Source organism: Streptomyces phaeoluteigriseus, assembly GCF_001896135.2.
GTDB lineage: Bacteria > Actinomycetota > Actinomycetes > Streptomycetales > Streptomycetaceae > Streptomyces > Streptomyces phaeoluteigriseus.
In genome coordinates this window covers 296,385-321,375 of record NZ_MPOH02000017.1, presented here as the reverse complement: position 1 = coordinate 321,375, position 24,991 = coordinate 296,385, and the positions used below count along the sequence as shown (strand labels likewise).

At 70.3% G+C, this 24,991-nt stretch carries 28 protein-coding genes and 3 pseudogenes; 18 read left to right on the top strand and 13 right to left on the bottom strand.

What is annotated here, in order from left to right; all coding sequences use genetic code 11:
* Positions 1-65: 65 nt before the first annotated feature.
* Positions 66-308 carry a DUF6411 family protein gene (locus BM536_RS28935; protein ID WP_073495977.1) on the top strand — a complete coding sequence of 81 codons (243 nt, stop codon included), beginning with the start codon at positions 66-68 and terminating at the stop codon, positions 306-308.
* 604 nt (positions 309-912) lie between these two features.
* Here BM536_RS28935 and BM536_RS28930 read toward each other — a convergent pair.
* The 3 genes from BM536_RS28930 to BM536_RS28920 all read right to left on the bottom strand — a co-directional run bounded on the left by BM536_RS28930 (position 913) and on the right by BM536_RS28920 (position 3,363).
* A complete protein-coding gene (locus BM536_RS28930; RefSeq protein ID WP_094103688.1) occupies positions 913-1,785 on the bottom strand; it encodes a class I SAM-dependent methyltransferase in 873 nt (290 codons plus the stop codon).
* A 119-nt stretch (positions 1,786-1,904) separates the two neighbouring features.
* Positions 1,905-2,498: a helix-turn-helix domain-containing protein gene (locus BM536_RS28925; RefSeq protein WP_211362967.1), complete on the bottom strand. Its 594-nt coding sequence runs from the start codon at positions 2,496-2,498 to the stop codon at positions 1,905-1,907.
* A gap of 256 nt (positions 2,499-2,754) precedes the next feature.
* Entirely contained in the window at positions 2,755-3,363 is a 609-nt protein-coding gene (locus tag BM536_RS28920; protein WP_073495951.1) for a TetR/AcrR family transcriptional regulator, read from the bottom strand.
* A 144-nt stretch (positions 3,364-3,507) separates the two neighbouring features.
* Between BM536_RS28920 and BM536_RS28915 the strand changes: the two genes are divergently transcribed.
* Both BM536_RS28915 and BM536_RS40405 read left to right on the top strand, forming a co-directional pair.
* On the top strand, positions 3,508-3,981 hold the full coding sequence (locus BM536_RS28915) for a nuclear transport factor 2 family protein (protein ID WP_073495950.1): 474 nt from the start codon (positions 3,508-3,510) through the stop codon (positions 3,979-3,981).
* Between the two features lie 125 nt (positions 3,982-4,106).
* The gene (locus BM536_RS40405) at positions 4,107-4,259 is read left to right on the top strand and encodes a hypothetical protein (RefSeq protein ID WP_158086552.1); all 153 of its coding nucleotides are present in this window, start codon (positions 4,107-4,109) and stop codon (positions 4,257-4,259) included.
* A 250-nt stretch (positions 4,260-4,509) separates the two neighbouring features.
* Here BM536_RS40405 and BM536_RS28910 read toward each other — a convergent pair whose 3' ends face one another.
* Positions 4,510-4,872 (bottom strand): STAS domain-containing protein, encoded by a 363-nt coding sequence (locus BM536_RS28910; RefSeq protein WP_073495949.1) that lies wholly within the window; start codon positions 4,870-4,872, stop codon positions 4,510-4,512.
* 211 nt (positions 4,873-5,083) lie between these two features.
* Here BM536_RS28910 and BM536_RS28905 point away from each other — a divergent pair, with 211 nt between their 5' ends.
* Entirely contained in the window at positions 5,084-5,536 is a 453-nt protein-coding gene (locus BM536_RS28905; protein ID WP_094103687.1) for an ATP-binding protein, read from the top strand.
* Between the two features lie 200 nt (positions 5,537-5,736).
* Entirely contained in the window at positions 5,737-6,102 is a 366-nt protein-coding gene (locus tag BM536_RS28900) for a VOC family protein (protein ID WP_245873851.1), read from the top strand.
* Between the two features lie 164 nt (positions 6,103-6,266).
* Here the strand turns inward: BM536_RS28900 and BM536_RS28895 are convergent, their stop codons facing one another.
* Together BM536_RS28895 and BM536_RS40880 are read right to left on the bottom strand one after the other, a co-directional pair.
* Positions 6,267-7,145 (bottom strand): alpha/beta fold hydrolase, encoded by an 879-nt coding sequence (locus tag BM536_RS28895; RefSeq protein ID WP_073497038.1) that lies wholly within the window; start codon positions 7,143-7,145, stop codon positions 6,267-6,269.
* A gap of 147 nt (positions 7,146-7,292) precedes the next feature.
* The gene (locus tag BM536_RS40880; RefSeq protein ID WP_158086551.1) at positions 7,293-7,463 is read right to left on the bottom strand and encodes a hypothetical protein; all 171 of its coding nucleotides are present in this window, start codon (positions 7,461-7,463) and stop codon (positions 7,293-7,295) included.
* A gap of 318 nt (positions 7,464-7,781) precedes the next feature.
* Here BM536_RS40880 and BM536_RS28890 point away from each other — a divergent pair.
* From BM536_RS28890 to BM536_RS43290, 8 genes and pseudogenes are all read left to right on the top strand, one after another.
* Positions 7,782-8,004, top strand: a pseudogene (locus BM536_RS28890) (hypothetical protein); the annotation flags it as partial.
* Between the two features lie 30 nt (positions 8,005-8,034).
* On the top strand, positions 8,035-8,847 hold the full coding sequence (locus BM536_RS28885; RefSeq protein ID WP_094103700.1) for an IclR family transcriptional regulator: 813 nt from the start codon (positions 8,035-8,037) through the stop codon (positions 8,845-8,847).
* 68 nt (positions 8,848-8,915) lie between these two features.
* The gene (locus BM536_RS28880) at positions 8,916-9,902 is read left to right on the top strand and encodes a PDR/VanB family oxidoreductase (protein WP_425444691.1); all 987 of its coding nucleotides are present in this window, start codon (positions 8,916-8,918) and stop codon (positions 9,900-9,902) included.
* Positions 9,903-10,002: 100 nt separating this feature from the next.
* On the top strand, positions 10,003-11,220 hold the full coding sequence (locus BM536_RS28875) for a cytochrome P450 (RefSeq protein ID WP_094103686.1): 1,218 nt from the start codon (positions 10,003-10,005) through the stop codon (positions 11,218-11,220).
* A 67-nt stretch (positions 11,221-11,287) separates the two neighbouring features.
* On the top strand, positions 11,288-12,373 hold the full coding sequence (locus BM536_RS28870) for an S-(hydroxymethyl)mycothiol dehydrogenase (RefSeq protein ID WP_094103685.1): 1,086 nt from the start codon (positions 11,288-11,290) through the stop codon (positions 12,371-12,373).
* Positions 12,373-12,993, top strand: a complete 621-nt coding sequence (locus BM536_RS28865; RefSeq protein WP_094103684.1) for an MBL fold metallo-hydrolase — start codon at positions 12,373-12,375, stop codon at positions 12,991-12,993. The genes BM536_RS28870 and BM536_RS28865 overlap by 1 nt, the downstream gene beginning before the upstream one ends.
* Before the next feature lie 228 nt (positions 12,994-13,221).
* Positions 13,222-15,186 (top strand): annotated as a pseudogene (locus BM536_RS28860) (glycoside hydrolase family 3 C-terminal domain-containing protein); the annotation flags it as partial.
* 296 nt (positions 15,187-15,482) lie between these two features.
* Positions 15,483-15,650 (top strand): annotated as a pseudogene (locus tag BM536_RS43290) (fibronectin type III-like domain-contianing protein); the annotation flags it as partial.
* A 604-nt stretch (positions 15,651-16,254) separates the two neighbouring features.
* Here BM536_RS43290 and BM536_RS28855 read toward each other — a convergent pair.
* On the bottom strand, positions 16,255-16,560 hold the full coding sequence (locus tag BM536_RS28855; protein ID WP_073497047.1) for a hypothetical protein: 306 nt from the start codon (positions 16,558-16,560) through the stop codon (positions 16,255-16,257).
* 165 nt (positions 16,561-16,725) lie between these two features.
* Here BM536_RS28855 and BM536_RS28850 point away from each other — a divergent pair, with 165 nt between their 5' ends.
* The gene (locus tag BM536_RS28850; protein WP_211362966.1) at positions 16,726-17,688 is read left to right on the top strand and encodes an alpha/beta hydrolase family protein; all 963 of its coding nucleotides are present in this window, start codon (positions 16,726-16,728) and stop codon (positions 17,686-17,688) included.
* A 248-nt stretch (positions 17,689-17,936) separates the two neighbouring features.
* On the opposite strand, the gene BM536_RS28845 is transcribed toward BM536_RS28850, so the two are convergent.
* Positions 17,937-18,257 carry a hypothetical protein gene (locus BM536_RS28845; RefSeq protein WP_073497049.1) on the bottom strand — a complete coding sequence of 107 codons (321 nt, stop codon included), beginning with the start codon at positions 18,255-18,257 and terminating at the stop codon, positions 17,937-17,939.
* Positions 18,258-18,987: 730 nt separating this feature from the next.
* Here BM536_RS28845 and BM536_RS28840 point away from each other — a divergent pair.
* Positions 18,988-19,977 (top strand): ornithine cyclodeaminase family protein, encoded by a 990-nt coding sequence (locus BM536_RS28840; protein WP_094103683.1) that lies wholly within the window; start codon positions 18,988-18,990, stop codon positions 19,975-19,977.
* Positions 19,978-20,168: 191 nt separating this feature from the next.
* Here BM536_RS28840 and BM536_RS28835 read toward each other — a convergent pair whose 3' ends face one another.
* Together BM536_RS28835 and BM536_RS44995 are read right to left on the bottom strand one after the other, a co-directional pair.
* Positions 20,169-21,059 carry a GlxA family transcriptional regulator gene (locus BM536_RS28835; protein WP_425444690.1) on the bottom strand — a complete coding sequence of 297 codons (891 nt, stop codon included), beginning with the start codon at positions 21,057-21,059 and terminating at the stop codon, positions 20,169-20,171.
* 135 nt (positions 21,060-21,194) lie between these two features.
* Positions 21,195-21,752 carry an MBL fold metallo-hydrolase gene (locus BM536_RS44995; protein WP_425444695.1) on the bottom strand — a complete coding sequence of 186 codons (558 nt, stop codon included), beginning with the start codon at positions 21,750-21,752 and terminating at the stop codon, positions 21,195-21,197.
* Between BM536_RS44995 and BM536_RS28825 the strand changes: the two genes are divergently transcribed.
* Both BM536_RS28825 and BM536_RS28820 read left to right on the top strand, forming a co-directional pair.
* A complete protein-coding gene (locus BM536_RS28825; protein ID WP_425444694.1) occupies positions 21,633-21,914 on the top strand; it encodes a MarR family winged helix-turn-helix transcriptional regulator in 282 nt (93 codons plus the stop codon). The two genes, BM536_RS44995 and BM536_RS28825, sit on opposite strands and share 120 nt — an antisense overlap.
* Before the next feature lie 240 nt (positions 21,915-22,154).
* Positions 22,155-22,649 (top strand): ATP-binding protein, encoded by a 495-nt coding sequence (locus tag BM536_RS28820; RefSeq protein WP_073497055.1) that lies wholly within the window; start codon positions 22,155-22,157, stop codon positions 22,647-22,649.
* Between the two features lie 264 nt (positions 22,650-22,913).
* Here BM536_RS28820 and BM536_RS28815 read toward each other — a convergent pair whose 3' ends face one another.
* Positions 22,914-23,285 (bottom strand): STAS domain-containing protein, encoded by a 372-nt coding sequence (locus BM536_RS28815; protein WP_073497057.1) that lies wholly within the window; start codon positions 23,283-23,285, stop codon positions 22,914-22,916.
* Positions 23,286-23,459: 174 nt separating this feature from the next.
* Between BM536_RS28815 and BM536_RS28810 the strand changes: the two genes are divergently transcribed.
* Positions 23,460-23,978, top strand: coding sequence for an ATP-binding protein (locus BM536_RS28810; protein ID WP_073497067.1), 519 nt, complete (start codon positions 23,460-23,462; stop codon positions 23,976-23,978).
* Between the two features lie 98 nt (positions 23,979-24,076).
* On the opposite strand, the gene BM536_RS28805 is transcribed toward BM536_RS28810, so the two are convergent.
* Positions 24,077-24,247: a DUF5670 family protein gene (locus BM536_RS28805; protein ID WP_045563097.1), complete on the bottom strand. Its 171-nt coding sequence runs from the start codon at positions 24,245-24,247 to the stop codon at positions 24,077-24,079.
* Positions 24,248-24,532: 285 nt separating this feature from the next.
* The gene (locus BM536_RS28800; RefSeq protein WP_073497059.1) at positions 24,533-24,736 is read right to left on the bottom strand and encodes a cold-shock protein; all 204 of its coding nucleotides are present in this window, start codon (positions 24,734-24,736) and stop codon (positions 24,533-24,535) included.
* Between the last annotated feature and the right edge of the window lie 255 nt (positions 24,737-24,991).

Below are 24,991 nucleotides of genomic sequence, written 5' to 3'. Positions count from 1 at the left end.
GGCCGGTGCATGACGTGTGGTTGTCAGGGCAGGAGGCAGAGACACTTCACCTCAAGGAGCCCTTCATGATGATTGTCGGAATCATTGCGGTCTGTATAGTTCTGGCCTTCCTCGCCTTCTTCGTTCCTCGCCTGTCCCGACACCCCGAACGAGGCACCCAGCGCACCCTGGGGGTCGGTTCACGCGCCGGAGGCAAGGCCCCCGGAGTTCTGGGCCGGATCTTCAGCAAGCCCTTCCGCAGCAGCTCCAAGGCGGTGGGCCACAGTGGCTCCGCCGGCCGACGTGCCCGAGGCCGCATGCCGTTCTGACCCACGCTCTGGAGCGTGCCTGCGGCGAGTGAGGACGCTCTCCCGGCCCGCAGGGCCCGCCGTCCGCGCCTGTGAACCGGCGGCGCGGTCTGACGGCTCACCCGCAGGCGGGCAGCGGCCGTTCACGCCCACGCGGTGCGGACGCCCGTCCCCGGAGTGGCGGGCGCGCAACCGACGGAGCACAGCCGGATCAGGACCTGTCGACCAGGTGTGGCCCGCCTGCGGTGCCGGATCGGCCGGGCCACCGGACCGTGTAGATGTGGGTGCCAGGGGCCGCCCCAGGCGATCCAGATCTTCCTCGCGCTCCTTCCGCCGATCCCGCACGTCCCGTCCGCCGGGTCGGAGCGACTGCTTCCTGGCCGGCAGCACCTGCGACTTCTGGCCCGGCATCGCCGTCCGCCACTCCACCGACCGGCCGACCGGGACCTGATCGGCTACGCGGCCACCCACCCCCAGCAGTACCGGCGCAACCGGGAGTACGGCCTGTTCGTCAACTTCGCGCCCACGCTGCGGCATCACGACGGCACCTTCTTCGTCACCCGCGCCCCCTTCGCACCCCAGAACACCGCGCTGGCTGCCCCGAGGGTGGCCGGGGTGTGGGGAATCAAATGCGGCGGGCGGCCCAGACGGTGCGCTCGGTGCGCACCATCAGGTCGTCGCGGCGCAGGATGCTGTGCGGGCTGCTGGTGTCGAGGAGCTGGTCGAGCGCTGTGAGGTCCTCGGGGGAGAGCCTTTCGGCGATGACGCTGCGGATGCGCCGCAGGATGCCGTCGGCATAGCGGCCGATCGCATCGCTGCGGGAGCCTTCGATGTTCACGGCGATGGTGCGTTCGTCCTCGATCGTGAATCCGGCGGCGGTCAGCATCGGGCCCCAGTCGGCGCCGCGGTGGGGCATGTGTTCGGCTTGGAGGCGGTCGGCCGCGGCGTGGACGCGCTCTTCCAGGCCGGGCCGGTCCTCGGGGGCGCTTTCGGGCAGGAAGCGGGGGTGGCCGGCCAGTTCGACGACAACCAACAGGCCGCCGGGGGCGAGCGCGTCGTGGACGGTGCGCAGTGCGCGAGCGGGGTGGGTCATGTGGTGCATCGAGGCCGACGCCCATACCAGGTCCGGCGAGCCGAGGTCGGGCCAGGCGGCTTCATCGAGGTCGGCCTGCACGGTGCGCACGCGCTCCTCGACGCCGCGGGCACACGCCTTCGTGCGCAGGCGCCGAAGGTGATCGGCGGATGCGTCGACGGCGGTGACGTGCGAGTCGGGGAAGCGGTCGAGGAGGGGGAAGGTGCCCGCGCCCGTGCCACAGCCCAGGTCCACGATGTGGTGCGGGGCTGTACGCAGTGGCAGCCACGCGGTGATGGCGGCCGTGTGCTCGGCGAGGACCTCGGCGTCCAGGTCGAGGATCTCCGCCTGGCCGACGGTTCCGTGCTGCTGGTGGTGTGCGTGCGGAGTAACGCCGTGATGGCTCCGCGGGTGTGTCTGGGTCATGCCTTCACGCTAGGACGGTCATGCCTCTGCGGCACATCAACTTCCGTATTACGCAAGATGATGGGCGGTTCTGCTGCCGGGCGCGCAAGATGTGGCCGCTGGGGCCGTCGCGCCGCGCGTCATTCGAGAGTGTCCTGTGCGTCGCGGTCGGGGCCCTCGTTCTGGTGGCCGCGGCGGGCGTCGCGGTCGAAGATGCCCAGGATCTCGCAGGGCCCGCCTTCGGCGCCGATGGCGTGCGGCATCATCGTGGGGAACTCGGCGGCCTGGTTGGTCTCGATGCGGAAGCGGCGGTGGCCGAGCATGAGGATCGCGGTGCCGGACAGGACGACGAGCCACTCGCGTCCCGGGTGGGCACGCATGCGGGCCGGGTTCTCGGGCGGTGGTTCGGTCATGCGCTGGCGTACGACGCTCATGCCGGGGTCACCCTTGACGGGCCAGCGCATCCGGCCGTGGGCGGCGTCGATCGTCGGGCTGGTGACGACATCGTCGGCGGCGTTCTCGACGAGCTGGTCGAGGGTGGTGTCCAGGGCGCGCGCGAGGGTGACGAGCTGATCCAGCGCGAGGCGGCGCTGGCCGTTCTCGATGCGGCTGAGCGAGGACTGGCTGAGGTTCGCCCGGCGGGCCAACTCCTCCAGCGACCAGCCCTGCGCCACCCGCAGCGCGCGGATGCGTTTGCGTACCAGGCTGTCCAGCTCTCCACCTTCTTGCGTCATGGGCAACATCATATGCCTTGAACGCAATGCGGGGTCAGCTTCCAGTACCGAGGGTCCGAACGTCGCGGATCGCACACGAAGGAAGGGCAGGGGCCATGGCTGAGACGGCTTCCCCGTATGCCCGAGCCTCTCTGTTCTTCTTCGACTGGACCCTGAGGTGGGAGCGCAGTCGGCGCCGCGCGCGGCGACCGGCCCCACCTTCACGGCGACGGCACTGTCTCGGCGCTGCTTTCGCATACTTGTACGGCGCCAGGGCTCAGTGAGTGAGCTGAGTGTCCTGAGCGTCCTGGGTGTCGACCTTCTCGGTCTGTCTGTGTGCCTGCATGAGCAGGCGAGCCGCCTCGCGTGCCTGGTGTGCCGGCTCGGGGGTGCCGGTGATGGCGGAGGTGGTGATGGCGCCTTCGGCCAACAGGTTGAGCTGGTCGGCGAGTTCCTGCGGCAGTCCAGTGGCTTCGACGAGGCCGGCGAGGTAGTCGCGGAAGGCCTGCTTGTGGTGCCGTGCCTGATCGGCGACAGCGGTTGAGATGCCGCCGAGTTCGCCGAAGGAGTTGATGAAGGCGCACCCACGGTAGTCGGGCTCCGAGAACCACTGGTGCAGCCAGTCGTACACGGCGAGGACCTGCTCGTCCGGTGTGGCGTGCGTGTCGACGTAGCGGGCGAGGGCCTGGCGCCACGAGGTGTCCCGCCGCTCCAGGAACTGCAGCACGAGTGCCTCTTTGGAGGGGAACAGCTGGTAGAGGCGCTTGAGTGAGACGCCGGAGGTGCCGCGTACCGCGTCCATTCCCACGGCCTGGACGCCCTGGGCGTAGAAGAGCGCCTCGGCTGCCTGCAATACCTGCTCCCGTGCCGTCTCACGGTCCAGCATGTCTGCCCCTTGTGTGGAGAACCGTCGTTCTCTACTGTACAGAACACGGGGGAGAACGGACGTTCTCCCCCGGGAGTGGGGCTTGCCGCCTCAGCCGTGAGTCCCGATCGAGGAGCTGACATGACCGACGCGATTCGAGCTGACATGACCGACGCGATTCGCCCGCCGGTGCCGCCGTTCACGCGGGCGACCGCGACCGAGAAGGTCCGCCTGGCCGAGGACGCGTGGAACTCCCGCGACCCGCAGAGGGTGTCGCTGGGCTACACGGACGACTCGCGCTGGCGCAACCGCTCGGAGTTCGCCACCGGCCGGGAAGAGATCCGGGCGCTCCTGAAGCGCAAGTGGAACACCGAACACGAGTATCGCCTGATCAAGGAGTTGTGGGCCTACGACGGCAACCGCATCGCGGTGCGCTTCGCGTACGAGCACCGCGACGACGCCGGCCACTGGTACCGCTCCTACGGCAACGAGAACTGGGAGTTCGGCGAGCACGGGCTGATGCACACCCGCCACGCGTCCATCAACACCCTGCCGATCGACGAGTCGGAGCGTCAGTACTTCTGGCCGCTGGGTCGGCGTCCCGACGAGCACCCCGGCCTCAGCGATCTCGGCCTCTGACCGGCGCCGTCGATCTGCGCGTCGGCCGGCCCGGGGGAGCAGCCACTGTGCGCCGTACCGCCGGCAGTCCACCCGTGCGCGCGGCACTGATCCGGCTCTCGGCTCCGGCGGGTCCGGTGCCGTCCATGACGCGGGGGCGGAGCGGGGAGCGCAGCCTCTCCAGCGCCGTGTTCGTGCTGCGCCGCTGGGCGCTCCGCGGGGCGGGTGCCGCAGTCATCCAGAGTCGACGGGCGCCGATCTGGCTGCCTTTCCTGACCGGCCGGACCTGCCAGGTGTGAGTGTGGGGGCGCGGGTCACCCGGCAGAACAAGGGTTGGGACCACAGCCCTTGGCAGCTCTTCGCCGTCCGTTGGACGGCGGAGGGCGGTCCTGTTGTGTGATCTCCACGGCGCGCGTGAGGGTGTCATGCTGTCGTCGCAGGGGGCAGGCGTACCGGAGGCCTGCCCCTGTGGCCGTGCGGCGGCGCTCACGCCGACGGGATGCCCGGACGCGGAAGCCGGGTAGGGCGCAGGGTCCGGCAGGGCGTGGGTCAGACGGCCAGGGCCTGTTCGACGCTGGAATGGCAGCCGATGACCTGGTCGACGCAGACCAGTTCAAGGACCCGCAACACCGGTGCCTGGGCGGCGGCGATACGCAGCCATCCCTGAGCTTCGCTCATGGCGTGGTGGGCGGTGATGAGGGCGTTCACACCGCTGGAGTCCATGAAGGTCACGCCGTTGAGGTCGACCACGGTCCTCGGTGGTGTGGCGCCGCTTGAGGACAGCAGGGCCTCGGTGAGCTGGTTCGCGACGGCGTGGTCGATCTCGCCACGCAGGGTGAGCACCCGGATGTCGTCGACGGTGGTGCGGTCGATCGACAGGCCGGGCCGGGCTGCTCCATGGGTGTCTGTCACTATTTCCTCGAATGCGCTCGCTGGTGGGGCTCGCGGCCCCGGCACGATGTGCGTTGGCAGCCTGCCCCGATACTACGGTGAACACCGGTTCTCTCCCGTGCGTATCGAGTTCACGGGCATGTGAGGCAGAGTTCGGGGTATGTGCAGGCAGGTGAACGGGGGAACGAGGTTGGATCCGGCGGAATCAGTCCCCGAGGGTGAGGACAGCGTCATGCCTGGCGCCCCTCCGATACAGATACAGGACACCATCACCCTGGACGGTGACGGGTCCTGTATCGCCGAGGCACGTCATCGCGCGGTCGACTTCCTCGCCCGCGTCCAGGCCGAGCACGGCCTGCCGGTGTCCGCTCGCGCGATGGACCTGACCCAGCTGGTGGTCAGCGAGCTGGTCACCAACGCCCGCAAGTACGCTCCCGGGCCGGTGCTGCTGGAGCTGCGTATCGTCGGCTCGCTGGTGGAGGTGGTCGTGTGGGACAGCGATCCGGTGCTGCCGGTGGCGCGGGCCGCCGACGCGGGCAGGGTCGGGCAGCACGGCCTGGAGATCGTCATGGCCGTCGCGCAGGGCTTCGAGGTCCAGCGCGAGCCGGTCGGCAAACGGGTCACCGCCCGCATCGCCCTGCCCGACGATCCGGGCGGGGACGTCACCGGACGCCGCCCCCAGTAGCAGACGATCTCCAGCTGTCCTGCTGCTACCCCGTCCGCAATACGTCGTCCGCCGGCGCCTGTCACCGCGACAACCCACCGCGACAACCCACCGCGACACCGACCGGTCAGCTCCGCTGACGCAGGATGCTGCCAGAACGCCTTCGGGAGTCTCGGGCCTGCTCTGCGATCCCTACAGTGGCATTCATGCACCGATCAAGAATGTACGCGCTGATCGTGGACGCTCCTGAGCGGGAGGCTTCCGCAGCCGCCCGGTTCTGGTCGGCGGCCCTGGGCGTGCCCGCCCGTGTCGACCCGGCAGAACCCCAGTTCACGTCGCTGGTCGGCGCTGTGGACGGGCTGGCCACCGTGGTCCAGTCGGTTGCCGATGCGCCGCGCATGCACATCGATATCGAAACCGACGACGTCGACGCCGAAGTCGACCGCCTTCTGGGGCTCGGTGCCACCGAGGTGTCTCGTTGGCTCCAGTGCCATGTGCTGCGGGCACCGGGCGGACACCTGCTGTGCGTCATTCCCGTCCACAGCGATCCGGATCTCTTCGCGGCGACCGCGCGGACCTGGATGTGAGTTGTCCGGCGCTCCCTCGTCTGCTGCCCTGGTGGAGCCGAAGGGCGCGCTCGTCCGACCGGGAGGGAGTCGCAGCCGATGACAGCTGCCCCAGTCGGCCAGTCGGCCAGTCGGCCAGCGGCCAGTACAGCGTTCGAGTGGTCGGTCGAGTGTTCGCGCGAGGATCACGTCCTTTCGGCGCCGCGCCAGAACTCGCGGAGGGCGGTGACGAGCGCCTCGGGCGCTTCTTCGGCGATGTGGTGTCCGGAGGCGATCGGGCCACCGTCCAGCCGGTCGCCCGCCCACTCGCGCCAGACGCTCAGCACGTCGCCGTAGAGGTCGACCATGTCGTCGCGGGTGGCCCACAGCACCTGTAGCGGACCGCCGATGCGTCGACCGGCCCTCCGGTCGGCCTCGTCGTGTTCCCGATCGATTCCGAGGCCGGCCCGGTAGTCCTCGCACATGGCGTGCACGGTGGCCGGATCGTGGATCGCGCGCCGGTAGTCCTCATAGGCGTCGACGCCCATCTCTTCGGGGGTGGCCCTGTACCAGGCGTCGGGGTCGGCGTTGATGATGCGTTCGGCAGGCTTGTCGGTCTGTCCGAGGAAGAACCAGTGCCACCAGCTTGCGGCGAAGGTCGCGTCGCAGCGCCGTAGCGCCTCCCCGATGGGGACGGCGTCCAGCACGCTCACGGCGGACACGGCCTCGGGGTGGTCCAGGGCGAGGCGGGTGGCCACGTACGCGCCTCGGTCGTGCCCGACGACGGCGAACCGCTCGTGTCCGAGGCGGCGCATGACCGCCAGGCAGTCGTCGGCCATGGCGCGCTTGGAGTACGGACGGTGCTGCGCGTCGGTCGGTGGCTTGTCGGACTGGCCGTAGCCGCGCAGGTCGGGGCAGACAACCGTGCGGCCGGCCTCAACCAGCAGCGGGGCGACGCGATGCCAGGTCGCGTGGGTGCGCGGATGGCCGTGCAGGAGCAGCACCGCGGGACCGCTGCCGCCGTGACGCACTCTCAGGTAAGCGCCGTTTCCCTCGCATCGTGTCAGCTCAAAGCCGTCGAACACGCAGACTCCCCACTCGCACGTCCCTGTCCCGTGCCCCGGAGCGCGCTGTGCATGCCATGGGGAGGGCAAGGGTGTACATGAGGTCGATCGACCGGGAGTGACAGCCGTGCCGCCCTCGCGGGCGATCAGCCGCTGCGTCTCAAGGGTCTACTCGTGCAGCAGGTCTGCAGCAGGCCACCGGATGCGGTAGGGCAGCTTGATGCGATACGCGTCGCCGCCGCCCACGAGCGCGCCCTCGGCCGCGAACCGCAGCGGCGGCCCGGTCCTTACGTGGGCCGTGCCGAAGGGCAGCACGACCGTGCCCTCCAGCCGCTTCACGAGACGTCCTTGCGTAGCGCGTCGGAGACCGACTTGAGCCCGCCGTGGTGCGGTGAGGCCGCCGTCGACCGGCGTCGGCTGCACGAACATGTCCTCCTGATCGTGGTGGGACTAATCTGGACCCGCTGCCCATGATCACGGATATAGATTGCGTGGATGATCGGCATCCACCGCGTTTATTCCACCGTTCGTCGCCCCACCCCAAGGGACCGCCGATCCGTGAACCTCGCCCGCCTCGACCTCAAGCCCGTCGTCGCCCTGCTCATGCCGCACGGTGTCATCAGCGACTTCCCCGCCACCCACCTCTACGACGAGCCCGGCACCCGCCGCGTCGCCCTCGTCCAGGGCCGCCTCGCCCGGCTCCTCGCGCCGCTCTCCGCCGTACGCGTGGTGGAGCCGCCCTACGAGGCGGTACCCGTGCGCGACGTGGTACTCGTGCGCGAGACGGTACCCCAGCGCGAGGCCCTGTGGTGGCACCCCGCCCACACCCACGCCTCGGCCCCACACCCGGCTGCGCGAGACGGCCGCACGCGTCGGGGCACAACGCGCCGTACGGACGAGGAGTGACACGATGAAGGCGCCTCACCAGGAGTCGGTCCTGTCCCGTGCCGCTCGCATCCTGGAGGCGTTCGGCCCGGAGGAGCCGGCGCTGACCGTCTCCGAGATCGCCCGCCGCACCGGGTTGCACGTGGCCACAGCTTCCCGGCTCGTGGGCGAACTGGTCGCCCACGGTTTCCTGGGCCGGGACGACGATCGCCGGGTGCGTATCGGTGTCCGTCTCTGGGAACTCGCCGTCCGGGCCTCGCCCGCACTGTCCCTGCGGGACGCCGCGATGCCGTTCATGGAGGGCGTGCACGACGTGGTGGGCCACCATGTGCAGCTGGGGGTCCTCGACGGCGAGGAGGTGCTGTTCCTCGAACGCCTCTCGGCGCCGAACGCGGTGGTCAACTACACCCGGATCGCCGGACGCCTGTCCCTGTACGCCTCGTCCAGCGGCCTGGTACTCCTGGCCCACGGCCCGGCAGATCTCAAGGAACGGCTGCTGGCCGGCCCGCTCACCGCACACACGCCAAAGACCCCGGCCACGCCCACCCGGCTGCGCGCGGCCTTGGCCGAAGTCCGGCAGCGGGGCTACGCCTACTGCCCCGGCTACGTCCACGAGGAGGCCCTCGGTGTGGCCGCCCCGGTTCGTGGCGCGGACGGCCAGGTGGTGGCGGCGCTGTCGGTCATCGTCCCCAACGACGCGGGCGCCAAGGCGGTCGTTCCCGTCGTGCGCACGGCCGCCCGAGGTGTGTCCCGCGCGCTCGGGGCGCCCACCGGGCGTGAGGGGGCCGGTGTGCACGGGGGTGTGACATCGGCGCGAACTTCGTCTCTCATTGAGTGAGAATGCCGTCGCACTGTGACGGCGGCCACGCGCATCCTTCCTGCAATCCCCGGACAGGAGGCGACAACGTGGTCGTACACAATCTGCTGCCCGCGACTCCCCGGCCCACCCCCGGCCTGTCCCTGCGGGTCCGTGCCAAGGACGTCGTCGCGGACGGCGTCGTGTCCCTCGCCCTCGACCACCCCGACGGCGGGCGGCTGCCGGACTGGTCGCCCGGGGCGCACATCGATCTCATGCTGCCGAACGGGACGACTCGGCAGTACTCCCTGTGCGGCGACCGATGGGACCCCTACACCTACCGCATCGCCGTCCTGCGCGAGCCCGCCGGGCGCGGAGGCTCGGCCGACGTGCACGACCGGCTGATGCCCGGTGACCGGGTGGGCGTCGGCGGGGCGCACAACCACTTCCCCATGGTGCCGGCCGACCGGTACCTGTTCATCGCGGGCGGCATCGGCATCACCCCGCTGCTGCCGATGATCCAGCAGGCCGAACTGGCCGGCACCGAATGGCAGTTGCTCTACGGCGGCCGCACCCGCGCATCGATGGCCTTCCGCGCGGACCTCACGCACGCCTACGGCGAGCGTGTCCACGTCAGGCCCCAGGATGAGTTCGGCCTGCTGGACCTGGCGGCCTGGCTGAGCGAGCCGTTGCCCGGAACCAAGGTGTACTGCTGCGGACCGACCCCCCTCCTGGCCGCCGTCCAGGAGGCGTGCGCCCACTGGCCGGACCACAGCCTGCGCACCGAACGGTTCGCCGCCGCCGCCGACCGGTCCGAGTCCGTGCGCCGGACACCCTTCGAGGTGGAACTGCGGCGCACCGGCCGTACCGTGACCGTCACCCCGGACGTCTCCGTGCTGCACGCCGTGCGCCGGGCCGGCGCCGAGGTGCTGTCCTCCTGCGAGCAGGGAACCTGCGGCACCTGTCTCGTCCCGGTGCTGGAGGGAACCCCCGACCACCGGGACGCGGTCCTGGCCGACCACGAACGCGCGGCAAGCGACTGCATGATGCCCTGTGTGTCCCGCTCACACTCCGACCGCCTGGTCCTGGACCTCTGAGCGTTCCGAACCTCCGGCCGACCTGAGCCGCGCGCCGCGGGGCTTCCGGCCACCGTTGCCTCGAACCCTCCTGCCCCGAGCCGCCTTTCGTGGAGCCGCCATGACCGAGACAGCCGCCGTTCCCGCGTCGCCGCCGATCAGTGACGCCGACCCGTTCGCCGCCGAAAACCTGGAACGCCCCGAGCCACTGCACCGGCGGTTGCGCGAAGCCGGCCCCGTCGTCCGCCTGTCCCGTTACGACGTACACGCCCTGGCCCGCCATCAGGAGGTGCACGCCGCCCTCGTCGACTGGCAGACCTTCCAGTCCGGTGCCGGAGTGGGACTGGCCAACTTCCGCCACGAGAAGCCGTGGCGCCCGCCGAGCCTGCTGCTGGAGGCGGACCCGCCCCACCACGATGCGCCGCGCCGCGTGCTGCGCGAGATCCTCGCCCCGCTCGCCCTGCGCCGGCTGTGCGAGACGTGGCAGGCGGTCGCCGAGGAACTCGTCGAGACGGTACTCGCCGAGCGGGGGCGGGAGTTCGACGCCTTCGCAGCCCTGGCGCAGGCATTCCCCCTGCGGGTCTTCCCCGACGCGGTCGGTCTCGGCCCGCACGGGCGGGAGAACCTGCTGCCCTACGGGAACATGGCCTTCAACGCCTTCGGACCGCGCAACGCCCTCGTCGAATCCGACGCGCACCGGGTCGGGGACCTGTCGGCCTGGGTGAACGCCCAGTGCGCCCGCGAGGCGCTGAGTGAGGACGGCTTCGGTGCCCGGATCTGGGCCGCCGCCGACCGCGGCGACCTCACCCGTGCGCAGGCGCCCCTGGTGGTGCGCTCGCTGCTGACCGCCGGCGTCGACACCACCGTGCACGGCCTGGCTGCCGCCCTGTACGCCTTCGCGACGCATCCGGAGCAGTGGCAGAGGCTGCGCGCCCGTCCCGACCTGGCGCGGACGGCGTTCGACGAGGCGGTGCGCTGGCAGTCCCCGGTGCAGACCTTCTTCCGCACCGCCACCACCGACGTCGACATCGCCGGTACCCGCATCCGCGAGGGCGGCAAGATCCTCATGTTCCTCGGCTCCGCCAACCGCGACCCGGAGCGCTGGCCGGACCCCGACCGCTTCGACCTCACCCGCGACCCCTCGGGTCACGTCGGCTTCGGCATGGGCATCCACCAGTGCGTCGGCCAGCACGTCGCCCGCCTGGAGGCCGAGTCCCTGCTGACCGCCCTCGCCCGCCGCGTCACACACCTGGAACTGGTCGGCGAGCCGAGGCGACACCTCAACAACACCTTGCGCTCCTGGGCCTCCCTTCCCGTGCGCATCCGTCCTGCCGGCTGACCACCACGGGGCATCCGGATCCCCCGACCCACCCGCAGGCACCACCCCACCGAGAGGACCTGTCCCCATGCCCCAGCACGTACATGGCGTCGTCGCCCGCGCGAAAGGCGAACCGGTACGCGTCGAGACGGTCGTCGTACCCGACCCCGGTCCCGGGGAGGCGGTGGTGAGGGTGCAGGCGTGCGGCGTCTGCCACACCGACCTGCACTACCGTGAGGGCGGCATCAACGACGACTTCCCCTTCCTCCTCGGCCACGAGGCGGCAGGTGTCGTCGAGCAGGTCGGACCCGACGTGACCGACGTGGCTCTGGGCGACTTCGTGATCCTCAACTGGCGTGCGGTGTGCGGCCGTTGCCGGGCCTGTCGGCGCGGGCGCCCGCAGTACTGCTTCGACACCCGCAACGCGCGCCAGAGGATGACCCTCATCGACGGCACCGAGCTGTCGCCGGCCCTCGGCATCGGTGCCTTCGCCGAGAAGACGCTCGTCGCCGCCGGTCAGTGCACCAAGGTCGACCCGGCCGCGTCCCCGGCCGCCGCCGGGCTGCTCGGCTGCGGGGTGATGGCGGGCATCGGTGCCGCGATCAACACCGGGGGCGTCGGCAGGGGCGACACCGTGGCGGTCATCGGCTGCGGTGGTGTGGGTGACGCGGCCGTGGTCGGCGCACGGCTGGCCGGGGCGGCGAAGCTCATCGCCGTCGACATCGACGACCGCAAGCTGGCCACCGCCAGGTCCCTGGGCGCCACGCACACGGTCAACTCCGGCACGACCGACCCGGTCGAGGCCGTCCGTGACCTGACCGGTGGCTTCGGTGCCGACGTCGTGATCGAGGCCGTCGGCCGACCGGAGACCTACCGGCAGGCGTTCTACGCCCGCGACCTGGCCGGCACCGTCGTCCTGGTCGGCGTGCCCACCCCGGAGATGCGACTCGAACTGCCGCTGCTGGACGTGTTCGGTCGCGGCGGGGCGCTCAAGTCCTCCTGGTACGGCGATTGCCTCCCGTCCCGTGACTTTCCCATGCTCATCGACCTCCACCTCCAGGGCCGCCTGGACCTCGACGCCTTCGTCAGCGAGACCATCGCCCTGGACGAGGTGGAGGACGCCTTCGCCCGCATGCACAAGGGCGACGTCCTGCGCTCTGTGGTGATCCTCTGATGACCGGCGTGCGCATCGAACGGTTCGTCACCTCGGGCGTCTTCACGCCGGACGACGGCATCCGGGACGTCGACAACAACGTCTGGAGCGTCGGCGACGACCACGAGGCGCTCGTCGTCGACGCCGCCCACGACGCCGACGCCATCGTCGCCGCGGTCGGCGACCGGCGGCTGACCGCCGTCGTGTGCACCCATACCCACGACGACCATGTCAACGCGGCCCCGGCGCTCGCCGCGGCGACCGGCGCGCCCATCCTGCTGCACCTTGACGACCGGTTGCTGTGGAAGCACACCCGCTCGGACCGCGCCCCCCACGGCTACCTCTCCGACAGCCAGCGCGTCGAGGTCGCCGGCACGCGGCTGCGGGTGCTCCACACCCCCGGGCACACGCCGGGAGCGATCCGTCTCCACCTCCCGGATCTCGGCGCCGTCTTCACCGGCGACACCCTCGTCGTGGATCGTCGTACGACCGGTTCCGGCCGGAGGGACACCCCCTACGGGACTGTCTCGTCGGCATGGGAGATGACCGGCACGGGGACTGATCGTGCGAGCCGCAGTGCCGGACTTGGCGAAACAGGCCGCCGGTGCCTTCTGGAAAGCGTGGCGCAGGAAATTCCCTGAGCCCGATGTATTCCCTTGTGAATGAACACGCCGGACTTCTCTGTCGTCCGGTTTTTCGGTCGTGGCATCCATCGCCTGGATGTAAGTCATTCGGGCCGACCGTGAAGCTGACCCCTCTCGGCCCCCTCCCCACCCCGCGGCACCCCGTCGGTAGCCGCCCTGTCCGCTCGGAGAGCCGCTGTGAACAGACGCACCTTCCTCTCGGCCGCCACCTTCACCGCCCTGGCCATGAGCATGGCCCCGGCCGTGAGTGACCAGGCGGCCGCCGCCTCCCGCACCACCCCACAGCAGCGAGCGGACGCCCTGCTCGCCCGGATGACAGCCGCCGAAAAGGAGGCGCTGGTCCGGTGCGACTTCGCGGGCGTCGCCCACCTGGGCGTTCCGGCGCTGGCCATGGTCGACGCCTCGGCCGGGCTCCGGGGCGAGAAGGGCGTCACCGCCTTCCCCGTGCCCGTCGCTCAAAGCGCGTCCTTCGACGAGGACCTGGCCGGCCGCATCGGTCGCGCCATCGGCGCGGAAGGCCGCGGCAAGGGCTACAACAACCTCCTCGGGCCCACCGTCGACCTGATCCGCACCTGGCACTTCGGCCGCCAGGCCGAAGCCATGGGGGAGGACCCGCTGCTGGCCGGCCGTCTCGGCGCGGCCCTCACCGTCGGCATGCAGAGCCAGAACGTGGCGGCCACCGTCAAGCACTTCGCCGCCTACACCCAGGAGACCAACCGCTTCTTCACCGACACCAGGGTCTCCGACCGCGCCCTGCACGAGATCTACCAGGCGCCCTTCCGCCGCGTCGTCGCCGCCGCACCGGCCACCTCCGTGATGATGGCCTATCCGAAGATCAACGGCACCTTCGCGACCGAGCACCCGTCCCTGTTCAACGACTTGAAGAACCGGATCGGTCTCCAGGGCTACACGGTGCCGGACTTCTGGGCGGGCTCCGACCAGATCGCCGCCGCCCGCGCCGGCATGGACCTCGCCGGACTCGGGCCCGGCGCCGTCAAGATCCCGGCGGGCGCCCTCACCGGCGGCGCGATCCCCGGCTCACGTCTCGACGACGCGGCCCGCCGCATCCTCGTCACGATGTTCGCGAACGGTCTCTTCGACCACGCCGTCCCCGCCCCGGCCGACGACGTCAGTACGCCGGAACACCAGAGCCTCGCCCACGAGGCCGCGGTCGCCTCCACGGTGCTGCTCCACAACCGCTCCGCGGCACTGCCGCTGCCCGCGTCGCTGAAGTCGCTGGCGATCATCGGCCCCGCCGGCGAGGACGTCCTTCCAGGCGTCTCCGGATCCACGTACGTCGACCCCGGCGCCTGGACGACGCCGCTCCAGGCCATCCGCGCCCGCGCGGGCGGTTCACTCGAGGTCACGCACGCGCAGGGCACCAAGGGTGACGTCCCCCTCACCACGGTCCCCTCGGCAGTCCTGCGCACTAGCGCCGGGACGGCCGGTCTGACCGGAACCTACTACGCGGGTGCCGACACCACCGGCACCCCCCTCGCCACCCGCACCGACGCGACGGTCGACTTCACCACCGCTCCCGTCGACGCGCTGCCCGGCGTCTGGTCCGCGAAGTGGACCGGCACCCTCACGCCGACCGTCACGGGCCTGCATCGCTTCTCCCTGTTGCCCGCAGGGACCACCGCGCTCAAGATCAACGGCAGGACGGTCGTCTCCGGTACCCGGCAGATGCGCCGCTTCTTCCTCGGCCCCTACGACTACCCCCTCCAGGGCATCGCGGAACTGGCCGCCGGTCGCCCCGTCACCGTCGAGCTGACCTACACCAACGCCACCGCGGAACCCGGCACCTGCGGCCTCACCCTCGGCTGGCAGCCCGACTCGCTCATCCCCTCCGCGGTGACGGCGGCCCGCGCGGCCGACGCCGCGGTCGTCGTCGTCAACCGGGTCGCCGGTGAAGCCATGGACCACGAACGGTTCGAACTCCCCGGCGACCAGAACCAGCTGATCTCCGCCGTCGCAGCGGCCAACCCCCGCACGATCGTCGTCCTCAACACCGACGGACCCGTCGCCACCCCCTGGCTGGACGACGTGGAAGCCGTGATCCAGGCGTGGTACGGAGGCCGCGGCATGGGCACCGCCCTCGCAGCCGTCCTCTTCGGCGACAGCGACCCCTCCGGCCGCCTGCCGGTCACCTTCCCCGCCGACGCCGGCCAGGGACCGGGCACCACGACCGCCACCTACCCCGGCACGAACGGCACCGTCTCCTACGACGAGGGCATCGCCGTCGGCTACCGCTACTACGACGCCAACGGCCGGCAGCCCCGCTTCGCCTTCGGCCACGGTCTGTCCTACACGACCTTCGCCCACGGCTCCGTCGAAGCCGCCTACGACCAGAGGGCCGCGCGCATCACCCTCAGCGTCACGGTCACCAACACGGGCCGACGCCAGGGCACCGACGTCGTCCAGGTGTACGCCACCCTGCCGACGGCGGCGGCGGCGAACCGCGCCGCCTCGTCGCCTTCCAGAAGGTCACCCTTCCCGCTGCGGGGTCCAAGCGGCTCACCCTCACCGTCCCCACGCAGGACCTCACCGTCTGGAATGCGGGCGCCTGGACGCTCGTACCCGGTTCCTACACCTTCGCGACCGCACGTTCGTCCCGGAGCCTGACGGCACAGCGGACCCTCACCATCAGCTGACCTCGGTTCAGTGTCTGCGCTCACGTCCCCACTCGCCTGGGGGCGTGAGCAGCAGTCGTGCCCTCATCGGCTCACGCCGGTGGTGAGCCACGCTCTCACTTCCGGAGCCCGGCCGTGCCAGTCACCGAGCGCCTGCCCGGCTCCGTCCTCGCACGCAGCTGGGCGACCGCCCGAACGTCCGGAGCGTCAAATGGGCGTCACGGCCGGTAGGGATGACTTCGGCGGACGGTCGCCACCATCTCGCATACGTCGGTCCTGCGGTCGCCCGCCCGCCCGCTCGCCCGAGCCGTCAGTATCCGGCGGTCGGCGCCTGTGGTGAGGCTGGTGGTGCAGCCCAGCCGCGGGTCGGTTGCAGTAATGGTGCAGTCCAAGGCTCGGATGCGCACCCGATCGCGCTCGGCCTGCGCTGCGGCGTGAGACCACACCCTGCGCGTACCTGGTGGCCGCGTCATCTGGTTGGTCGAAGGAGGAAGGTCGCCGCGGGAACGGCCAACCGGCTTGCCGCGCATGCCTCGTGAAGTCCAACTCGGTGCGGGACGGCCCCTCATTTCATCGGCATCAGGACGCGTGAGAGGTCGCTGCAGTCGGTGGAGAGGGAGAGCGATCAGGTGTCGGGGTCGTAGCGGGGGTCATCGTCATCTCCGATGGAGAGGTTGCCGATACCGTGCGTCAGCTTGTACGGCTGCGTGCCGGGCCTCATGCCGCCGGCCTCGACCGCGGCGTCGAGCAGCCGGGTGCAGACGGGCAGCAGGCGGTCGAGGAAGTAGGTGTGCAGCCGGCGGATCGGTGCGTCGGCGCCGGAGATGGCGAACACCTCGGCGGCGGCAGTGAGTACCGTCGGCCGGTCGCGCGGTGCGTCGGCCAGCTTGCCCTGGGACGGCGACTGCTCTTCAGCCCTGCCGATGGCCATCGCACATCCCTCCCACGCGATTGACAAAACGGAGCGCCGTTCCGGATACTAAACGGAGCGGCGTTCCGTTTCGGGTTGGTCGAACGGAATGCCCCTGACCACCGTGTCCGTTGTCGGTCGCAGGAGACCTGCGGGCAGCAGGTGCACCGAAAGGGAACCCACATCGTGAGCACATCCATCGTCACCAGTGCCGACGCCTTCAACACGCCCGTCCCGGTCCAGTCCTACAGCCCCGTGACCCTCTCCGTGCCCGGACGTCCCGTCGACCTCCAACTGCGCGTCTCCGCACCCGCGACCGGAACCGGACTTGCCGTCGTCCTCCTCTCCCACGGGCAGGGCCCCTCGAACAACCTCTCCTCGCTCAACGGCTACGGGCCGCTCGTCAACTCCTGGGCCGCCCAAGGATTCGTGGTCATCCAGCCGACCCACCTCACCTCCAGGACGCTGAGCCACCTGGTCGCCGACGCCCCCGGAGCGCCCTTCTTCTGGCGTTCGCGCTCCGAGGACATGTCGCACATCATCGACCGACTCGACATGATCGAGGAGGCCGTACCGCTGCTCTCCGGACGGATCGACCACACCAGGATTGCCGTCGCCGGCCACTCGTTCGGTGGCTTCACCTCCAGCCTCCTGCTCGGGGCCCGGGTCACCGACCCCGACGAAGGGGGAGAGGTGAGTCTTCTCGAACCCCGGATCAAGGCGGGCGTGCTGCTCGCCGCACCCGGCAGGGGTGACGTACTCAACGGGCCGATGGCTGACGCACTGCCGGTCTTCCGGACCATCGACTTCTCCACGATGACCACACCCACGCTGGTTGTCGTCGGCGACAAGGACGACTCCCGCCACTTCACGGACATGGGGCCGGACTGGCACGCCGACCCCTACACCCTCGCCCCCGGACCCAAGACCCTGCTCACCCTGTTCGGCGCGGAGCACGGTCTCGGCGGGATCGCCGGATTCGACGCCGCCGAGACCACGGACGAGAACCCCGAACGAGTCGCCGGCCTCGCCCAGCTCACCGCGGCCTACCTCCGCAACCAGCTTCGTCTCGGGGCTCCCACCTGGCAGGACGCATGCCAGGCACTGACGACCGACCCCGATCCGATAGGGCGAGTCGAATTCAAGTAGTCCCTCACAGGCGGCCACGTCCCCATTCGCGCGCATGCAGGGCTACTTCGGGGGCCGCACGCGTGAGGCCCGAGGAACTTGTCGCCGGCGGTCCGGCGGTCTGCTGCGCAGGAGGGCATCGGGAGCGGCCAGGGCGCCGGTGACCGCGCCGACCATCGCCTCGGTCCTCTCGTGGCTCTTGTCTTCGTGCCACCCTCTCGTCGACGGGTGGACTCCGTGGTCGTACGCGGTCGCAGCATGCGCCGTCGTCAGCGTTCCCTCAGGCCACGGTCGTCGAGTACGTCCGCGCATTCCTCCGGCACCGCCCAGTCCCTGACTGTCACCTGGTGCCGAGGAGTCGCGGACGGGTCGAGCGCTTCCTGCTGCTCGCGCTTGGCGTCGGCGCGGGCCTGTTCCATCTCGTCGGCGATCTCCTGGCAGTCGACGGCGTACATGTCTGTAGGTGTCGGCTCCTCGACGGGGGACACCGGATTGTCCGTGTACGGCGCGGCGTTGAGTGCGGAGGTGGCGGCGATACCGACCAGGCACAGTCCCGCCCAGGCGACGATGATCGGCCGACGGGTGCTCATGAGCCGGCCATTCCGGCCGCCGGGCTGACGACGGTGATCGCAGCGAAGGTGACCATCACGGGCCACGAGACCTTCATCGGAGCCCTTTCTCAGGGGATCGGTGAGGCGCGAGCGGTCTTTCGACCTGCTTGCCCGCGGGCCGAGTTGGTGCTGAGCCGAGTGCGGAAGGAGGGGGGAAGCTCCTGGTTGATGAGCGGCCGACCAGATCCATCTGCGGCCTCCACCCGGAGCATCGTGTGCCTGTCTACCCAGCGGGGCTCGATCTGTCCAGCTGCACCCTTCGAATCCCGTCCGGTCTGCTGAGCGCCCGGCGTCGCGAACGCGGCACGCGGGTGCCTCGGCTTCCAGCGGACCGGGGGCCGCGCGTGCTTGAGGTCGGTACGGCCTCGGTGCCTGGCTCTCCCATCGGTGAACCGGGCACGGTGGTCAGGTGGGGGCGAGGGCGAAGGAGATGAGGAAGCCGCTGACGCTGATCCGTCCGACGGCCGGCGACCAGTCCTCTGCGAGGGCCCTGTGCAATCGCCGGGGCGTTCTGTGCAACGCCGTGACCTGCGACGGACGGGCCTGTGGTCGCGACCGTCGACGTAGGCGCCGGTGGCCGGAGTGCTCAGGCGCGTACGGATGAATGTGCTCGGGAAGGGCTGTGTGTCACCGTCGGAACAACAGGTGCCGCGGCTGACAATGTGACTGTGTGGCCGGCCGGACGACCGGCGTCAGGAGGTCGAGGCGGATGCTGCTTCTGGGCCGCTCGCAGGTCGAGGCCCTGCTCGACGTGGACGCGCTGATCGATGTGCTCGCCCCGGCGATGGCGGACCTCAGTGCGGGCCGCGCCTCGGTACCCGACCGCGTCGCCGCTCTGGTGCCCGAACGCGACGCGTTCCTGGCTGCCATGCCGGGCTTCCTGCCGTCGGCCGGAGTGCTCATGACCAAGCTGGTGTCACTCTTCCCGCACAACGACGGGGCACGGCTGCCCACACACCAGGCGCTGGTCGTGGCGTTCGATCCGGACACCGGCGAGCCCGTTGCGCTGTTGGACGGTACGGCCATCACCGCAGCGCGGACCGGCGCCTGCTCCGCGCTGTCGGCGCGGCTGCTGGCCCGCGAGGACGCGACCGTGCTGGCAGTGCTGGGCACCGGCGTGCAGGCCCGGTCCCACGCCCGCGCCCTCTGTCGGGTCCGCCCGATCCGCCAGATCCGCATCGCCGGCCGCGATCCGGCGAAAGCCGCTGCCCTGGCCGAGGAACTCTCCGCAGTGCTGGAGGGCGACGTCCGCGCAGTGTCCAGCTACGCCGAAGCACTCGACGGCGCGGACATCGCCGCCGCGACGACGCATGCCGTCGAACCCGTGATCCGGCGTGCCTGGCTGACACCCGGGGTGCACGTCACGTCCGTCGGATACAACCCGACCGGCCGCGAGATCGACGACGCCACGGTCATCGAGGCACTGGTGTGCGTCGAATCGCGCCAGGCAGTGCTTGCCCCACCCCCCGCGGGCAGCAACGACCTGCTCATGCCCATCCGCGACGGCCTCATCACCGCCGATCACGTGCACGCCGAGCTGGGCGAACTCATTGCCGGCAGCAGACCGGGGCGCACCACACCGGACCAGATCACCCTCTACAAGTCGGTCGGCGTGGCAGCGCAGGACGCCGCGGCCACGGCTCTGGTCGTCGCCGCCGCCCGCGAGCAGTCGATCGGCGAGGAGATCACGCTGCGGTGAGCCGCTACGCAGGTGGCGCTCCCGGTCCTCGCCCAGGATCGGCTGGGGACGATTCTCGCGGGAGTGGGCGCGGGCGCGGGCGCGGGGGAGTGGGCGCGGGCCTGCGAGACGGAGGCCAACTGCTCCGCGCACCACAGGATGGTGCACTCGACCAGGCTGCGGCCACCGGGCGGGCTGCTGTCGGCACCACTTCACGAACGCCACCAGCGTGCCGGAGCGGACCGCGGCCGGTCCGGCGCGGTTCCTCGGCACGGTCTACTCCGGCCAGGCGGAGTTCTGGATGACCTTTCCACGTACTTCATCGGTGTGGTGCCCACCTCGGTGCGGAACATGCGGGTCAGGTGCCGGGGACTGACCCGGGCCCGTGTGGCGAGCGCGTTCAGGCTGTGGTCGGCGGTCGGCTCCGTCTGCACCATGTCCTGGATCTGTCGCAGGACGGGGGTCCGTGGGGCGGGGCCCTGGAGCGAGGCGGAGAACTGCGACTGTCCGCCGGGCCGTTGCATGTACACCACGAGCGAGCGGGCGACGTCGCGGGTTAGTCCGGGGCCGTGGTCCTCCTCCAGCAGAGCCAGCGCCAGGTCGATCCCCGCGGTGACGCCTGCCGACGTGTAGAGCGTGCCGTCCTTGACATAGAGGGCATCTGGCTCCACGCGTGTCGACGGATAGCCGCGGGCCAGCGAAGCCGTGTGCTGCCAGTGCGTCGTCGCCCGTCTGCCGTCGAGCAGTCCCGCCGCGGCCAGGATGAAGGCACCGGTGCAGATCGACGCCACCCGTCCGGCCGTGGCAGCGAGCCGGCTCGCTGCGGCGCTGAGGTTCGGGTCGACGAGGCGGCCCGGTAGCAGGTCGCCGCCCGTGACCAGCAGGGTGTCGAAGGCGGGGGCCGACGCGGCATCCGTGTCCACCGGCACCTGGAGGCCGATGGAGGTGCGTACCGGGGTGCCGTCGACCGAGACGATGCTCAGCCGGTAGTTCGCTCCGTACCGGTTGGCCTCGCTGAAGACCTCCGCCGGTCCGGACAGATCGAGCATCTTCATCTCGTCGAAGACGAGGACGCCCACATGGTGTGCCTTCTTCGGGTCCACTTGACTCTTCCGCTGCTTGTCTCGTCCGTTACAGCTCGATGGTGGTACCGGGGCTCAGGCGAGTCAGAGGGGTGCCGGTCAGGCCATTCTCGCCGAGAAGGGTGGCCGTGGAGTTCCGACCCAGCTCACTCAGCATCAGTCGTGTGTCTGGACGATCCGGTCGGGTTGGACGGCGCGGACGAAGTCGGCGGCTTCGCCGAGCTTGGTCCAGGGCCCGCTGGTGGGCAGCAGAAGCGTGCGGACCGATGCGTCCGGGACGAAGTAGGCGTCGCCCGGGTGGTAGAGAGCGGCGTCGACGAGGTATCCGACGTTGTCGGGGCAGGGAATGTCGGGGTGGATCAGGGCGTGGCGTCGGCCATGGACGGTCACGGAGAAGGAGCCGACCGCGAAGGCATAGTCCGCGGTGACGGTGCGGACGCGGCCGCCATGGCTCCCGAGCGTGGCCGCGACGGAGGCGGTGCCGTAGACCCGCAGCTCGGGCCTGGCGTCCAGGGCCGCGGCGATCAGCTCCGCGTCGAAGAGGCCGCCGTTCTGGGGCACCTCGACCGAGGCGGGCCGCAGACCACGGCCGAGCTGGCACACCGTCGAGGAGTCACGCACCAGTCGGCGGCCAAGACGGTCAAGGAGCTTCTCGCCGACGGTCTCGTCCGCACCGAACCTCCCCCCACCGACGGGCGCAAACTCCTGGTGCACATCACCGACGCCGGACGGGCCCGTCTCGGCACCGAACGGGATCAACGCTCCGGCCGGCTCGACACCGCCATCGGTGGGGCGCTCAGCCCGGACGAACGGCGGCGACTGCGCGACGGCGTCGACCTGCTGGCCCGCCTCAACGCCCACCTCAAGGAGAAGTGAGCCTTCGGACGCACGGCATCGCGCCGCCACCCCCGCACCGGGCGAGCCTGGCCTGACGGCAGCGCGCGGCGGCTGCTCGCGGGACGGGGCCGAGGCGTTGGCGAGGGCTCGGACGGCCTGAGCCACGCGCGGGGCGTCACCCCGACGGCGGCATCCAGAGCCCGCACGGCGTGTCGGCTCGTCACCCGGGTACGCGTAGGACATGCAAGCGCCGAGGGGCAACTCGACGGAGGAGTCCACATGACCATCCCGCAGAGGCAGCACACGCCCGATCAGCAGAGCACGGAGGAGGACACCGCACTGCGCTATGGAACCATCTGGGGAGATGGCGCGGCCTGCGCTGCGAACGCCCGCCAGGACCTGCGCGCCTTCCTGGGCCATGCCCCGCGAACGGGGTTCCCGTCGACGCCGCCGACCCTGGCCATGGACGCCGAACTGGCCGCCAGTGAACTGGTCACCAACGCCGTCCGGCACGCTCCGGGGCCCTGCGGGATGACTTTGCAGCTGTCCCGCGAAGAACTGACGATCACGGTGTGGGACAGCTCGACCGATGAGCCGGCGGTCAAGCCGGCCGATCCGCGCCGGATCGGCGGTCACGGACTGCGCATGGTGCACACGGTCAGCGACCGAGTGGTCGTCGCCCTTCGTGCCACAGGGAAACGGATCACTGCTCATCTGTCTCTGGCGCCGAACCCGACGACCAGCGTCCTCGGCGGCACCGCTGTTCCGGCTTGATCGTGAGGGCTGAGCACCGCCTCGCCGACCGCGGGAACCCGGCGAACACCGATGTCAGGGGCCTTCGCGTGCGACCGTGCCGTGCCGGAAACCCGGTACCCAGCCGGATCATCCGCGCTCCCCGTCGCGATCGGCCGCCGAAAGCACGCAGATCGGTGAACTGGGCTGCCAAGACGCCGCGCGCTGAGCCGCCTCCGCCTGGACTGGGGCGATGCGTGCGACCGCGGCTGCGGACTGACGACAGCTCGAGCGGCGGGCGACGTGTCACGAACCGGGGTTCATGGCCTGCCGGACGGTGGCATGGCAGGAGATGACCTCATCGATCCCGACGACGAGCAGGACCCGTAGAACGGACGGCTGTGCTCCGGCGATGCGCAGCCACCCGTCGCCGGCGACGGCCCGATGGGCGGCGACGAGGACGTTGATGCCGCTGGAGTCCATGAAGGTGACGTCGCTGAGGTCGAGCACGATCCGCGAGGGCGGAACCGCCTCGTTCTGCGGCAGCAGGGCCTCTCTGAACACGTCCTTGACGTCGTGGTCGATCTCGCCGCGCACGGCGACGACACGGACGCCTTCGACCACTTGTTGTTCGACGGAGAGCCCGTTCGGCCGGTCTGCTTTCGGGATGTCGTTCACTGTCTCCTCGACTGCCTTTACGCTTGCACCGAGTCAGGAGCATGCGTGGGCGATTCTGCCTCACCGCCTGCGCAGGGTGCACGCGATCGGCTGTATCGGACGGTGGATCCGGGGCACCCGTAGGCATCCGGTGGGAGATGCAGGCTCGCGTGGACGGGGAATGAGGCGATGCCGGTGGGACTCGAAGCCGAGGACGGCGACTGTACGGGGTCCGGCGACCATCCTCTGCGCGCCGGCTTCGCTCTGGGCGGCCACGACGGGTGTATCGCCGATGCCCGGCACCACGCCACCGCCTTCCTCGAACAGGCCCGTAGCGGTCATCGCCTGCCCGTGTCCGCCCGCGCGATGGATGTCACCCGGTTGGTGGTCAGCGAACTGGTCACCAATGCCCGCAAGTACGCCCCTGGTCCCGTATTGATGGAGTTACGCGTCACCGTCGACAGCGTGGAGGTGATCGTGTGGGACAGCGACCCCACCGTTCCCTCGGCCCGAGCCGTGGATCCCGGCAGAATCGGCCAGCACGGCCTGGAAATCGTCAAAGCGGTGAGCGAGGACCTCTCCGTGCGCCAGGAGCCGTTGGGCAAGCGCATCACGGCCCGCATCGCCCTCGCCGACGCGCCCACCAGTGGTACCGCGCCCGGGCGTGACGGGAGAACCCCGTCCAGGACCGGGTTCCCTCACCCGCCGCCGTAAGGCTCGTGCCGGCCAGGATCGTGTCCTGACAGGGGACAAGAAGGCCTGCGGGCTCCGGAAGCACCCGGAGCCCGCAGGCCTGCTGCTGCCTCAGCGGGTCACCAGCGGTACCAGCGACCCCTGCGGCCGCCGGTGTCCGCGGAGCGCATGACGAAGCCCAGCAGCCAGACGACCAGCACGATCACCGCGATCCACCACAGGGCCTTCAACGCGAAGCCCGCGCCGAAGAGGATCAGAGCCAGCAGTAGAACGAGAAGCAGGGGAACCATAGATATCAACCTCCGTGGCTCCTTGTGCCCGCGGAATGGAGGAACACACGGTTGATCCACATGGTTTCTTCACCGATATCGCGGGAAGTGACCTCATTTTGTCCACTGCTGCTCTGCCCACCGGACCTTTGCAGCCGGGAGGAAATTCGACAGAGCGTGCCGCCTCTGCGGCGAGCGTGATGCGGCGACACGAGGTGGCGGCCGCTTCGGGGCCTGCGGGAAAGCTTCGGTGCCCGTCTCGCCGCGCGGTAGGAGACGAGACGGGGCACGGCTTTTCTACGGGTGTCAGGCCGGGGTGATGTTCTCCGCCTGGGGGCCCTTCTGCCCCTGGGTGACGTTGAACGACACCTTCTGGCCCTCCTGAAGCTCACGGAATCCGTGGCCTTCGATGTTGGAGTAGTGGGCGAAGACGTCCGGGCCTCCACCGTCCTGCTCGATGAAGCCGAAGCCCTTTTCGGCGTTGAACCACTTCACGGTTCCGGTGGCCATGTGTGTCCTCCATGGGGACTCGAAGGGGGCTTCCGCACAGCGCGGAAGCCGAAGGTGATCGACGGGTCCTCAGCGGTGCTACACAGCAAAACCGCCCGTGCGATTGCTCACGGGCGGAAGGTACTTCGGAACCACGACAGCTGTTGGTGACGCTACACGTCATGCGCGTCGACCACCAGTGACTACGCCATACAGCCGATGTACGGGTCTCTTCACGGCCTGCCTGCGGGGGTGGCTGGCTCAGTCTGGCGGTGG